The organism is Paenibacillus sp. FSL R7-0128, assembly GCF_038002245.1.
Lineage (GTDB): Bacteria > Bacillota > Bacilli > Paenibacillales > Paenibacillaceae > Paenibacillus_AQ > Paenibacillus_AQ silagei.
Window position 1 is genome coordinate 856263 of the sequence record NZ_JBBOCD010000001.1, and the last position, 13068, is coordinate 869330.

The following is a 13068-nucleotide window of genomic DNA, read 5'->3' on the forward strand; positions in this document are numbered from 1 at the left end:
TAATGTTTCCACTTGTCATCCGCAAGACAACGGGTGAAATTGACTGAGATGGAGTGAGCAGTATGGCTGGCACAGTGCAATGCCTCGGTTATAAGGCTTTTGGCCTGCAAATCCTCAGTGAGTTCGCGCTACCAGAACTTCCCCGTACAGATCACCCTGGAAGGATAGGGAGCCTGTCGGTAGTTGAAGGCCGTCTGGCGGAGCGATGGGAAGCGATACCGAAGATTACGCCGAATCTGGGCATCGCGGCGCATGAAGTGATGTTCATGGTGAAGGGCACCGCTATTTTTTCCATACAGAACGGCAGTACGATTACAGTCTCTCCGGCAGCAGGCGCAGATCCGGATAGCATCCGCTTGTTCATTCTGGGCAGCTGTATGGGTGTAGTATTGATGCAAAAAGGGATACTGGCCCTGCACGGCAGCTCGCTTGTGCTGGACAATAAGGCCTATGCGCTGGTGGGGCGTTCAGGTGCGGGTAAATCCACGCTTGCCTCCTATCTGATGGATCAGGGGTATCTCCTGGTCAGTGACGACGTTATTCCCGTGTTGGTGCATAATGGACATCCATTGGCTGTTCCAGGTTATCCGCAGCAGAAGCTGTGGCAGCAGAGCCTGGACTATTTGGGAATGAATTCGTCTGCGTACCGTCCGCTGTTTCAGCGCGAGACCAAGTTCGCCGTACCGGTGCATGACCGGTTCCAGAGTGAGCCGCTGCCGCTGGCCGGCATATTTGAACTGTCTGTGGTGCAGGACGGGCCGGTGGCCGTAGAGGCGATAAGCGGCTTGGACCGGCTTCATACCTTATACAATCATACTTATCAAAAAGCGCTGGTCGACCCAATGGGTGTCAGAGAATGGCACTTCGGGCTGCTGGCCTCGTTCGTAAACCGGCTGCCGATGTACCGGCTGACCCGCCCTGAGCAGGGCTTCAGTGCACCGCAGCAGACGGAAAAGATTATGGAGACGATTATGCCCAAGGTGAAGGAGATGAACCTATGAATATGAATACTACAGAAGTGCTGTCGCCGGATTCGGTACTGGTTCAACGGGAAGGCAATATCGCAAGTGATATGGACGGCGAGAAGGTCATGCTGAATGTGAAGAACGGCAAATACTACAACCTCGGCGAAGTTGGCGGTGAGATCTGGGAAGCGCTGGCTTCACCGGTATCGATTCGGCAGATTGCCGGGAAGATGCAGGAGATCTTTGAGGTGCCAGCAGAGGTGGCACAGCAGGATGTCATTGATTTTGTACAGAATCTGCTGAATGAGGATCTGGTCTCCATCGTTAGCGGACCATGATGACCCTCCGGAGGCTCCGTCTTCTGCTGGTGCATGACAAGGCGTTGCTTGCGCTGCTTCCCGAGACATTATGGCGGCTGATGCTGGTCCGAATCCAGCTGTTGTTCCCCTTTGCCAGGACAGCCCCTCAGCTTGGGGTGAAATCCCTGGAGAGTCCCGCAGTATCCAAGCCTTCCGATCTTCGCCGCATCCAGCAGATTACCAAGGCAATCCGGGTGATGAGCCGCTATACTCCCTGGAAAAGCACCTGTATGGTCCGGGCGGTAGCCGCCCTGAAGATGCTGGAGAAGCGGGGCATTGAGAGCACCCTCTACATGGGGGTCGCCCGTGATAAGCAGGGACAAATGATTGCCCACGCCTGGCTGCGCAGCGGTTCCCATTATGTCTCCGGGGATGATGCGATGCAGGGCTTCGTGGTGGTGGAGAAGTTCGCGAAGGTGTTACAAGCCGAGTAATCGAGGTGGGTCCATGCAAGCCATAATCTACTACGTCCGGCAGCTTCAGCGGTTGTCGGGCATGAAGCTGTATCTTAATCTGTTTGGCATGGTGATCAGCGGTCTGCTGGAGAGCTCTGCCATTCTGCTGCTGGTTCCCATGCTCGGCATGGCCGGCATTCAGCTGGGCGGCGCGGCGGCGGGCTTTCATCTTCCCATGCTCGGATTCATCAGTGAGCTGCCGCAGTCCACAGCGCTGCTGCTGGTGCTGGGCAGTTATGTTCTAATTGTGCTCTGCCAGAATCTGATCGCAAGGTTCGTGGCGATCCGAAATGTCGAGATTCAGCAGACCTATGGCAGGCAGCTGCGGGTTGAGGTCTATAGCGCATTGCTGCGGGCGCAGTGGTCTTTTTTTCTGAGAAAACGCACCTCTGATCTGATCAATATGATGACCACCGAGCTGGCCAGAGTCCTGGCGGGTATCAGCGGCTTCCTGCAGTTTCTCACGTCGCTGTTGTTCACCCTGGTGCAGATTGCCTTTGCTTTCTGGCTGTCCCCCAAGATGACACTGGCGGTTCTCGTCTGCGCGGCGCTGCTGTCCATCTTCTCCCGGCGGTTCATCCGTAAGGCGAAGAGGCTGGGTAGCCGCAGCACGGAGCTGGGCAAGACGTATCTGGGCGGCATTACCGATCAGTTGAACGGAATCAAGGATATCAAAAGCAATAATCTGGAGCAGTCCCGCCTCGAATGGCTGCATGCCTTCACCGGCGAGGTGAAGCAGGAGCAGCTTGACTACACGCGCCTGCGCTCTAACTCCCAGCTCCTGTATAAGCTGTCTTCCACGCTGCTGATTGCCGTATTTATCTTCGTATCCTTCCGGTTCATGCAAGTGGAAGGGCCGAATCTGCTGCTGGTCATTCTCGTCTTCACCCGGTTGTGGCCGACCTTTTCGACGCTGCAGTCGCTGCTGGAGCAGCTTGCCTCAGTAGTGCCATCCTTCAAACAACTGCAATCGCTGCAGGAAGAATGTCTGGCCGCTGTCGAGCATGAACCGGATCAAGCCGGAGAACGGGTGCTGCCTATGACGCTGGAGCAAGGCCTTGAGGCCCGGAATGTCGATTTCCGTTATCATGCGGACGAGCCGCAATATTCGCTCCAGAACGTCAATGTGCGGATTCCCGCCCGGCAGATGACGGCGATTGTCGGACGTTCAGGCGCTGGCAAAAGCACGCTCGTCGATCTGCTCATGGGACTGATGCAGCCGGAGAACGGGGAGATTCTGGCGGATGGTCAGCCGGTCAGAGGGGAGCGGCTGCTGTCCTACCGGAGGTCCATCGGATATGTGGCACAGGACCCGTTCCTGTACAACGCTACCATCCGCGATAATCTGATGATGATCAAGCCGGATGCGGAGGAAGCGGAGCTGTGGGAGGCGCTGGAATTTGCTTCCTCGGCGGACTTTGTCCGCAAGCTGCCGGACGGACTGGATACACTGCTCGGCGACCGGGGTGTCCGCCTGTCGGGCGGGGAGCGGCAGCGCCTGGTGCTGGCGCGCGCCATTATCCGCAAGCCGTCGATTCTGGTACTCGATGAGGCGACCAGTGCGCTCGACACTGAGAACGAGCAGCGGATTCAAGAGGCGCTGGAGCGGATCAAGGCTTCCGTAACGGTCATCGTCATCGCCCACCGCCTGTCCACGATCCGTGGAGCCGATCAGATTCTGGTCATCGACCAGGGCCGGGTCATCCAGCAGGGTGTCTACAGCGGCCTGGCTTCGGAGAAGGGCGGCATGTTCAGCCGATTGCTGAAGGGCCAGGAAGAGGCAGGGTAAGGGTATACCTTAAACGCGAATTAGGCGAAAAACCGAACACATTCGGTGCTGAGTGGGAGTGTGGTCCCAATGTAATCGAAAAACCGATTACATTGGATGGGAGCAGAGGTTGTAGCCCGAATGTAATCGAAAAACCGATTCCATTGGGCGAGCGCAGAGGTTGTGGCCCGAATGTAATCGAAAAACCGATTACATTGGGCGAGCGCAGAGGTTGTGGCCCGAATGTAATCGAAAAACCGATTACATTGGGCGAGCACAGAGGTTGTGGCCCGAATGTAATCGAAAAACCGATTACATTGGATGGGCGCAGAGGTTGTAGCCCAAATGTAATCGAAAAACCGATTACATTGGGCGAGCGCAGAGGTTGTAGCCCGAATGTAATCGAAAAACCGATTCCATTGGGCGAGCGCAGAGGTTGTGGCCCGAATGTAATCGAAAAACCGATTCCATTGGGCGAGCACAGAGGTTGTGGCCCGAATGTAATCGAAAAACCGATTACATTGGCTGACCGCCACCCGGCTCCGAAACCGTAAAAAGGCACGTGCTGCAATTAACTAGCAGCACGTGCCTTTCTATATGCATTGGTGGGCCTCCGCTACATCTCCTTCTCCGCGCCCGTCACCTTCCGCCAGCTCCACAGCAAAGGCCGCAGCGGGAAATACAAGAAATGCAGCGGCTTCGGCAGCGGCAGGGTCTTGGCATCCGCTGCATAGGGATAGAGGAAGCTGGCGGAGCGGAGCATCCGGCTTCGGGTGGATAGAATGCTTGGAAGGTACCGGTTGAAATGCTGCTCCACCTCCGGCTCCAGCGGAGGGGTATTCAAATTCACGATGCGCGGGAGATAGAACAGAATGTCCTGTGCGAGCCTGCGGGCCTTGGGGTTGTCCATCATCGGGGACAGCGCCGGGTCAACCGGCGTCTCCAGCAGCTCTCTGGCCAGAATCAGCGTCTGTCCTCCTATGGCGTTGTGATCATAGTGTTGTAGTAAGCGGACTAGCTTAGCGGAATCGGGCGGCGGCTGTCCCATTAGCAGCATCTTGATGTCCTGCAGCCATCTCAGCCGGGACCAGGCATGTCTGGCACCGTGTACAGCCAGGAACATGAACAGATCCTCCGGCCCCAGATAGCGGACATTCTGGCCGAAGGTGCTGCTGGTCCGCGAATGACGCCAGAGCTCGTCGAACGCAGGCTCTTTGGCGGGCCCCGGTCCTAACCGCCAGTGCAGCTCCAGGTTGACGTTGCTGACAGGATGCACGAACGTTGAATGATGCTCCCGCCATTTCCAGTCGCCAAGCAGGCTCTCGAACTTGTCTTCCTTCTCATAGCCCAGCCGGATCAGCAAGGTTTCGGCATCCTCTAGCTGTTCCATCGGCACCAGGAAGTCGAGATCCCGGGAGGTGCGCTGCGACAGGTCTCCGTACAGCTCCTGCCCAAGCACCGGCCCTTTGAGGAACAGACAGCGGATATTCAGCTCGGCCAGCTGACCTGCGATATTGCTCATTTCGCCGCTAAGCTGGAGCATCTGTACCGTATTCCTGCGGTATTGCCACTTCAGCTGCTCCAGAACGTCAGAAGGGATCACCTGCTCCTCCATCTTGCTCAGCCTGGAATATAGGTAGGGATACACCCTGTGCTGACGGTTCAGCTCCACGAATAAGTCCCAGTTCACCTCTGTGAACAACTGCGGATGCTTCCGCGCCGTCTCATCTGGACTTCCGGAATTCAGTAGTGCAAGAATAAGGTGTACTTCCTTGGTTAAGCTTGCCTGATCAAGAATCTTCCGGTCAGTCATAGGGACGCTCCTTATCTGAGTTGTGAACAGATCCGCACCGGATTTGTTCTATTAAAAGAACGATATTAGTGAGCGTACCATCGATAACCGAAATTTGTCAATTTTTCGCCAGGTGTGTCACGGAACTTATCATTCCTGCCAGTAGAGAATCATCTTGACTCCACGGGGACGGCTGCCCTTATAATGCAGATTAAGAGAGAAAAGAATCGACGGGAGAGTTGCTGAGGAATGGTACTGCTCGGACCAATCGTGAATGGAATAGCAATAATTGCCGGAACTCTGCTGGGCAAGCTGCTGGAGCGGATACCGGAGAGTATGAAGAACACCGTGATGCAAGCGATTGGACTGGCGCTTATGCTTCTTGGGGTGCAGATGGGCCTGAAAAGCGGGAATTTCCTCATTGTCATCCTAAGTCTGGTGATCGGCGCTGTAGCCGGGGAGTGGATCAACATTGAAGACAAATTCACCCGTGCGGGCGATTGGCTGGAGCGCAGAGTAGGTGCCGGCGGACAGGGGAGTATCTCGCTGGGTTTTGTCACGGCAAGTCTGGTGTTCGTTGTAGGGGCCATGGCTATTCTAGGCGCACTGGACAGCGGCATCAAAGGCAATCATGAGATTCTCTACGCTAAATCCATTATGGACGGATTCATTGCCATGATTCTGACTTCTACGCTGGGCATCGGAGTGATGTTCTCGGCCATTCCTGTTGTTCTGTATCAAGGGGCCATCGCTTTACTGGCTACGCAGATTACCCGGTTTGTGCCTGATGTGCTGCTGAGCGACTGTATTGCAGAGATGACCGCTACAGGCGGGGTGATGATTATCGGCATCGGGCTGAACCTGCTCGGGATCACCAAGATCAAGGTAGCTAACCTGCTGCCCGGTATCCTGGTGGCTGTACTGCTGGTTGTGCTGGTACATAACTTTTAAGTGAATTGAGGGAGGATCTTTTCTGCTTGAGCTTCAAGAACCTGCTTGCGTCTCTCGTTGATCGAACTAACCCACTGCTGAGTTTGATCTACTTTCCAAGCGGCGCATTCCTCCTGTTCTCCGTCTGTGTATGTAATTCTTAACAGTGGCTGACCGGCCTTCCCGGTTTTGCCGAGATGTGCAGTGGCTGTATCAACACTTAGGATAGATTTCAGCGGGAGGATCAGGCTTCTGGTGGGCAGATACATTTCCCATATCAGATCGTCCTTCAACAGAACAAGCCAGCCATTACCCCGGATTTGTCCCTGACCCAGTGTAGAGCGGCCATAGAAGTTGGCAAGACGGTCCGAGACAATAATCGTCTGGTCCTGCAACTGGCGGCGGATTCGCAAGATCCTGACACTTACTATAATTGCAGCAAGCAACAGTACTGTGAATACAATGATCATTGTAATGTCAATCAGCCCCTTACCTGATTTGAGATTATTCGTTGTGCAGCTTCTATGAGGAAATTATCATATGCTGTGGCCGACGGAAATGAGGTTGCGCACAGTATAGTCAGATGCGCTCGCACGGCTACAGCTAATGCTCCGGATGTTCCTCTTTTATCCCTCTATTCTTTGATTACAATAGCAATAACACCCCGCGCCTTTCCGCTTGCGCTAAGCGCATGGGCAGTGCGCAGCCCTTCTTCACTAAGTGGAAAAGCACCGCAGATCAGCGGCTCCAGCTTCCGCCCTGCCGTCAGCCGGGCCAGATCGCTCAGCTGGTAGGGATCGGCAGCCGGAGTCAGATAAGCTGCTGTAACTCCTTGCTGTGCTGCCAAGGCCGGATCAGGCTGTTCAGCAGTGGAGATCAGCCTTCCGCCCGGAGCCAGTACTGCGAAGCTTCTGTTTAGCACACTGCCTCCTGCGGTATCAATCACCACATCGATGCTCTGCCCCAGAATCGCGGCAAAATCCTGCCCGCCTCTTTGAATCGCCTGATCGGCCCCGAGGCCCCAGGCAACATCCAGCTCATCACCGCCGCTGACGGTAGTAATCACCGTAGCGCCCCGGAGCTTGGCCAGCTGTACCGCGAAGCTGCCGATTCCGCCAGTACCGTCCTGAACCAGCACGCGGTCCCGGCTGGAGACCTTGGCGGCAGCCAGCGCCTGCCAGGCGGCAAGCCCGGCAGCGGGTAACACCCCGGCTGCTGCGAAGGATAACCCCGGGGGCTTAAGTGCAAGCTGATCCTCCTTGGCACACGTGTATTCTGCGTAACCTCCGCTCTCGGCAGCAGGCTTCAGACCGAATACCTCGTCGCCAGGCTTGAAGCGGCTCACCGCTGCGCCGGTGTCCGCAATGATTCCGGCTACAACAACGCCTGGAATGAACGGACAGACAGCAGGGTGTTTCCCGCCGGCAATCCGTGTTTCATCCAGTATTCTGCAATCTGCCGGATGAACCGAGGTCGCATACATCTTAATCAGCACCTCATGTTCACCCGGAACAGGCAGAGGAATATCTATTTCTTTTAAGCTCCCGGACGAGTCGGACACTTCTAAGGCAATGGCTTTCATCTATAATGAGCCTCCTTTTTCGGCTGGCGGATGATTTGGTACATACTATACTCATACGGCTACGGTTAGTCAAAATCCGTCCTCCAAGGCTTTTTCCATGAATGTTTGGACAAAAGATTGAAATCAAGCAGCGCAGTACGGTAGAATTGCACTAGGTAAGATGATTACGTTCGATATATCAGATTTAACCAAGAAGGGGATTGTAACGCTTGAATAATGAAGAAGTAATCCAAGAGCTGCCAGAGAACTATGACGAACTGAAGAGAGCCGCCGGACGTTCCGCAGACTGGAGAGCGCGTCTTGAAGCGGTAGAAGAGCTGGGCCGCTACAACCACAAACAAATTATCGATATCCTTAATCGCCTGATGATCAGCGATCCTGTATATACCGTGCAAGAAGCCGCATATAACAAGCTGGTGGCTTTTGGCGAAGAGGTCAAGGTTCCATCGAAGAACAAAGCTGAACTGTTCAAAGGGGTATCCAAGATTATTCTGCGCATTAAGAAGAGCCTGCCCAAGGATCATTCTTACGAAGAGTTCAAAGAGAAGCTGAAGAAGATGCGGGTTGATGTCTACGATGCCTATGAAGGCGAGAAGGGCGCGGATTTCGATCAGTGGCTGGAGAAGATGTGGGCTTCGGCTGCCAAGTAACCAGTCTCAAATAACATAGCAAATTAGCATGGCAGCACCAAGCGGAGAGATAGGGGCGTTCCTTATCGCTCCGCTATATTTTTGTGAGAAAGGATGATTACATGCTTACCGGTACATTTCAGGAATTCCTTAAGCTGTCCACGCAGCTGCGTCCCGGGTACGCCGCCAGTCTGGGGAAGGCTCCGGCAGGGGGCAGTGAGGCGATATTAGAGTTTACACCCGAAGTTCCTGCGCTTCTGCGGGCAGTATATGATACGGTTCTTGGAACGGGCGGCGCCGAGGAAGATCCCAGTCTGCTGGAGTTCATTCCGGGCTACCGGCTGATTCATATCGGGGAATACGGCCATGAAGTGAAGATACTGTCAGGGATTCTGCAGGAGAAGGGATATACCGGCGGTGGAACCGTGTTGCCGCTGCTGACCAACTATGGAAGTGATTATATCTGCTATTACCGCTCTGAAGAAGGGGTGGAGCGGATCTGCGATCTGCTGCACGACTACGGCGATTTGGTGGTAATGTACGATTCGCCGGAGAAGTTTCTGGAGACGCTGTGCGAATTCTATAAGCAGGAGGTCTACTTTCTGGATGAGGAAGGCTACCTGGACTGCGATCTGGTAAAAGAAGGCGAAGTAGGCACAGCGCTCAACCCGGAGGCGGAATATTGGTCCGAGTAAGGTACGCACTGCACGCTTAGGCGTCCAAAAACACAAAAATCCCCGTCCTGCATCACTGTAGGAACGGGGATTTTAAGGTTCTAAGCTGGTGGGGAGAGCTACCTGCTTGCAGTACTCCCTTGACTGAAGAGCTTCTGCTACTGGTTAGCCTTCTTCTCCTGCTCACGCAGCTCGATTCTGCGGATCTTCCCGGAAGTGGTCTTCGGCAGATCCGTAATGTATTCGATTTTGCGCGGATACTTGTAGGGAGCGGTCTGCTCCTTGACATGGGCTTGCAGCTCTTTGGTCAGCTCCGGTGTTCCGGCATGGCCGTCCTTGAGTACGATAAAAGCCTTAACGACCGACCCGCGGATTTCATCCGGGCTTGCGACCACGGCACATTCCTTAACGAGGGTATGCTTCATTAGCGCCTCTTCGACCTCGAACGGCCCGATCGTGTAGCCCGAGCTGATGATGATGTCATCGCCGCGCCCCTCGAACCAGAAATAGCCGTCCTCATCCTTGCGCGCCCGGTCGCCGGTGACGAAATACTCTCCATGTGAGCAGTTCGCTTTGCGCTCGGGATCTTTATAGTAGTTCTGGAACAGAGCAGGCATGCTCAGATGTACGGCGATATCACCGACCACTCCGGCCGGCAACGGATGTCCGTCCTCGTCGATCACCTCGACAATGCCCGGAGCAATCGATTTGCCCATGGAGCCGACCCGGATCGGTTCATCCTTCAGCGCTGCGATGATGAGTGTGCTCTCTGTTTGTCCATAGCCGTCACGGATTGTAATATTGAAGTGTTGCTGGAATGTATGAATGACTTCCTGATTCAGCGGTTCACCGGCGGATACGGCGCAGCGCAGATTGGACAGATCGTATTCTGCCAGGCCCTCAGTCTTCGCCATCAGGCGGTATTCAGTCGGAGTGCAGCATAATACCTGAATCTTCTCGTCTTGCAGCAGCTGCAGGTAGCGCTCCGGATGGAAGGCTCCGTTATAGACGAAGCCAGTGGCCCCGTTGCCGAGTACCGTCAGGAATGGACTCCAGATCCACTTCTGCCAGCCCGGTGCGGCTGTAGCCCAGACCGTATCTGATTCACGGATATCGAACCAGAGGGAGGAAGTGATCCGCAGATGGGCATATCCCCAGCCATGCGTGTGAACTACTGCTTTGGGATTGCCGGTGGTTCCGGAGGTATAGGCCAGAATGGCGATATCATCGCGGCGGCTGGCAACCGTAGGGTAAGAATCAGCTTGTCCTTCCATTAGACCTTCCAGGTCAATCCAGCCTTCTTCAGCCTCAGCCTCACCGCTGGAGACGGACAAGCGATAGTCCAGTGCGGGCAGATCGTCGGAGATTTTGTTCACTTCTCCGGTAACCTCAGACCAGACAATAACAGCCCGCGCTTCGGAATGGCGTAGCCGGTACGAGAGATCCTTCGCCCGCAGCATTTCAGACGAAGGAATAACAGCCAGTCCCAGCTTCAGGCAGGCCAGATATATCGCATAGGCGATGATGCGGCGGGGGACCATGACCAGGACCCGGTCGCCTTGCGTAAGTCCGAGACCGGCCAGTCCGCCGGCGAGACGGTTAGCCTGAGCCATGAGCGCACCATAGGTGATTTGCTCCAGGCTGCCATTTTCATGTAACCATTTAATTGCAAGCTTATCTTCAGGATGCTGCTCCATTTCCGAAGTGAGATTGTAGAATTCAGGTGCGATCCAACGTTGATTATCCAAATGAACCTCTCCTATATAAGTGTGATGATGTATCTGTTGACTACAGTATAGCACGTTCTCCTAGTACCAGATGCTAATCGGCTCATAGGGAAGCGGAGAATGTTCTGTGACAGTCTTTATTTTGAAGCATCTTGATGCATACAGAATCCCTGAAGGTATTTTTAACCGGATAAGGGAACCATACATTAGAGCCCTTCACGCAGCGAAGCGGCAGAAAGCAGGCCATTGCAATGGACGAGAATACAGTAATCGATGAGACATTTATTAATGAAGGAAGTATTAGTGAAGCAGAATTCAATGAAATATTCGCTATCATGGAAGCCTCTTTTCCGGTAAGTGAGCTTAGAACCCGCAGCGGGCAGCAGGCTTTGCTGGATCAGCCGAATTATCATCTGTATACCAGCAAGGATACGGAGGGGCAGATACTGGCTTTTCTGGCGGCATGGGAATTACCCGAACTGCGGTTCATCGAGCATATTGCCGTGAATCCCCAGCGCCGGAGCGGAGGGATCGGCCGCAAGCTGATGAGCAGCTACCTTATGCGTTCGGACAAGCCGGTGCTGCTTGAGGTAGAGCCGCCGGACGGGGAGCTGGAGCAGAGAAGAATCGGATTCTATGAGCGGCTGGGCTTTTACCTGAATCCCTATGACTATATGCAGCCGCCGCTGCGTACGGGGCAAGCCGATCTTCCGCTGCGCATTATGACCTACCCGGAGCCGGTGACGATGAAGGAGTTCCTCCATTTCAGAGATGTTTTGTACACAGAGGTGTATGGGGTGAGCATTTGAATTACTTCTTTACAATCCGGATACAAGTTAGAAACAAGTTAATGGTTTAATAAGTCTATAGCAAGGAACACGCACAACAACATCACAACTAAGGGAGACGATATTCAATGAAAAGCAAAAAAATGATCATAGCAACGATGGTATTCGGAATGGCCGTTACAGGTTCAGCAGGGGTCTACGCAGGAACGAACATGCAGAAGATCAGCGCTTATCTTAATCACGGAATCGGGTTCAAAGTGAACGGAGCGGCCTATACCCCAGTCGATAACAACGGCAAAACGATGGCGCCAATCACTTATAAGGATACAACGTATCTTCCGGTCCGGGCGATGGCAGATGCACTGAAGGTGCCGGTGACATTCAATGCCTCCACGAATGAAGTTATCCTTGGGACTGGAACAGGGGCCATAGCGCCTGATAATGGTTCATCTGTGAAGCTGACGGCGGTACAGTACAGTGCAGCGCAGAAGGAGCAGATCGCTAAGGCGTTTGCGAACTTCCAAGGTTTTGAGACAGCCTATGCCCCGACACAGATGGTCAGCGGAGATGCCTTCCAGAAGGTTGCGGGCGGCGATGACGGCGTAAGCTTCCTGTTTAATAAAATGCGTGTAAATGTCTCGCCGCGTGACTATTCCGATGGTTACGACAGCACTACAGTGAAGCTCTCCAATGGAACAGAAGCGAAATGGTACACTCCTTCGGATACGCCAATGCTGACCTTCAAGCTCGCAGACCGTTTTGTAACCATCAGCTCCGCTGACAAAGCTCTTAGCAAAGCACAAATCGAGAAAGTGGCTGTAGGCGTAACGAAACTAAGCAAATAATTAATACTGCTTCTATAGAATAGAATGCAAAAGGGATGTCCGCAGAGCCGTAACTGGCCGCTCAGACATCCCTGCTTTGTTTTGAAATGCTTGTCACTGTTATTTGTTAGAGCTATGCTGTTTATTGGCCAGTCTTGCTCCAGGAGTTCCTTTACCGCGTTTTCTGTTCTTTAGCGCTTTACGCTGATTCTCCTGGAATTTCTCCACGAATTCATGAGTGTCCATAACAAATCCCCCTAGAAGGTTAGATGACGTAGGCTTGAGGCTTCCAAGCATACGTTTAGATATTCGGTTATTCTCTCCATTTGCGGTGAATATCATTCTAAACTTATGGTTGAAAAAATGCTTGCAATGAATATCTATCCGTGATATATTCTATTTCTGGCCGCGAAACATCAACGCCTGGCTCGAACAAGAAGTTAAAAAGAGCTTGCATTGATCGGCTGGATGTGATATATTATAAGAGTTGCTGGTGACGAAAAAAACGACACTAACAACGAGCTTGATCTTTGAAAACTGAACAACGAGTGAGTATCGGAGATCGCTTCGGCGAG

General features: G+C 53.5%; 14 protein-coding genes. 9 read left to right on the plus strand and 5 right to left on the minus strand.

Annotated elements, in window-relative coordinates; genetic code table 11:
* The first annotated feature begins 62 nt into the window (after positions 1-62).
* Genes NST26_RS03500 through NST26_RS03515 form a run of 4 tightly spaced genes read left to right on the plus strand, consistent with a single transcriptional unit; the run spans position 63 to position 3568 of the window.
* Positions 63-1001 carry an aldolase gene (locus NST26_RS03500; protein WP_340978547.1) on the plus strand — a complete coding sequence of 313 codons (939 nt, stop codon included), beginning with the start codon at positions 63-65 and terminating at the stop codon, positions 999-1001.
* On the plus strand, positions 998-1303 hold the full coding sequence (locus NST26_RS03505; protein WP_036730627.1) for a lasso peptide biosynthesis PqqD family chaperone: 306 nt from the start codon (positions 998-1000) through the stop codon (positions 1301-1303). Before NST26_RS03500 ends, NST26_RS03505 begins: the two co-directional genes overlap by 4 nt.
* Positions 1300-1758, plus strand: coding sequence for a lasso peptide biosynthesis B2 protein (locus tag NST26_RS03510; protein ID WP_036730624.1), 459 nt, complete (start codon positions 1300-1302; stop codon positions 1756-1758). The genes NST26_RS03505 and NST26_RS03510 overlap by 4 nt, the downstream gene beginning before the upstream one ends.
* A 13-nt stretch (positions 1759-1771) precedes the next feature.
* The gene (locus NST26_RS03515; protein ID WP_340978549.1) at positions 1772-3568 is read left to right on the plus strand and encodes an ABC transporter ATP-binding protein; all 1797 of its coding nucleotides are present in this window, start codon (positions 1772-1774) and stop codon (positions 3566-3568) included.
* 595 nt (positions 3569-4163) lie between these two features.
* Here NST26_RS03515 and NST26_RS03520 read toward each other — a convergent pair.
* Entirely contained in the window at positions 4164-5360 is a 1197-nt protein-coding gene (locus NST26_RS03520; RefSeq protein ID WP_340978550.1) for a nucleotidyltransferase domain-containing protein, read from the minus strand.
* A gap of 228 nt (positions 5361-5588) precedes the next feature.
* Here NST26_RS03520 and NST26_RS03525 point away from each other — a divergent pair, with 228 nt between their 5' ends.
* Entirely contained in the window at positions 5589-6290 is a 702-nt protein-coding gene (locus tag NST26_RS03525) for a DUF554 domain-containing protein (protein WP_340978551.1), read from the plus strand.
* Here the strand turns inward: NST26_RS03525 and NST26_RS03530 are convergent.
* Together NST26_RS03530 and NST26_RS03535 are read right to left on the minus strand one after the other, a co-directional pair.
* The gene (locus NST26_RS03530; RefSeq protein ID WP_340978553.1) at positions 6287-6739 is read right to left on the minus strand and encodes a hypothetical protein; all 453 of its coding nucleotides are present in this window, start codon (positions 6737-6739) and stop codon (positions 6287-6289) included. The genes NST26_RS03525 and NST26_RS03530 overlap by 4 nt on opposite strands.
* A 164-nt stretch (positions 6740-6903) precedes the next feature.
* On the minus strand, positions 6904-7851 hold the full coding sequence (locus NST26_RS03535; protein ID WP_340978554.1) for an NADP-dependent oxidoreductase: 948 nt from the start codon (positions 7849-7851) through the stop codon (positions 6904-6906).
* Positions 7852-8060: 209 nt separating this feature from the next.
* Between NST26_RS03535 and NST26_RS03540 the strand changes: the two genes are divergently transcribed.
* Complete coding sequence (locus NST26_RS03540) at positions 8061-8501, plus strand: HEAT repeat domain-containing protein (RefSeq protein ID WP_340978555.1); 441 nt, start codon at positions 8061-8063, stop codon at positions 8499-8501.
* Positions 8502-8602: 101 nt separating this feature from the next.
* A complete protein-coding gene (locus NST26_RS03545; protein ID WP_340978556.1) occupies positions 8603-9175 on the plus strand; it encodes a hypothetical protein in 573 nt (190 codons plus the stop codon).
* 137 nt (positions 9176-9312) lie between these two features.
* On the opposite strand, the gene NST26_RS03550 is transcribed toward NST26_RS03545, so the two are convergent.
* Positions 9313-10851: an acyl-CoA synthetase gene (locus NST26_RS03550; RefSeq protein WP_209875536.1), complete on the minus strand. Its 1539-nt coding sequence runs from the start codon at positions 10849-10851 to the stop codon at positions 9313-9315.
* Positions 10852-11132: 281 nt separating this feature from the next.
* Here NST26_RS03550 and NST26_RS03555 point away from each other — a divergent pair, with 281 nt between their 5' ends.
* Positions 11133-11690, plus strand: coding sequence for a GNAT family N-acetyltransferase (locus tag NST26_RS03555; RefSeq protein WP_209875231.1), 558 nt, complete (start codon positions 11133-11135; stop codon positions 11688-11690).
* Positions 11691-11797: 107 nt separating this feature from the next.
* On the plus strand, positions 11798-12514 hold the full coding sequence (locus NST26_RS03560; protein WP_340978557.1) for a hypothetical protein: 717 nt from the start codon (positions 11798-11800) through the stop codon (positions 12512-12514).
* Positions 12515-12613: 99 nt separating this feature from the next.
* Here the strand turns inward: NST26_RS03560 and NST26_RS03565 are convergent, their stop codons facing one another.
* Positions 12614-12739 carry a DUF4023 family protein gene (locus tag NST26_RS03565; protein WP_076081926.1) on the minus strand — a complete coding sequence of 42 codons (126 nt, stop codon included), beginning with the start codon at positions 12737-12739 and terminating at the stop codon, positions 12614-12616.
* Between the last annotated feature and the right edge of the window lie 329 nt (positions 12740-13068).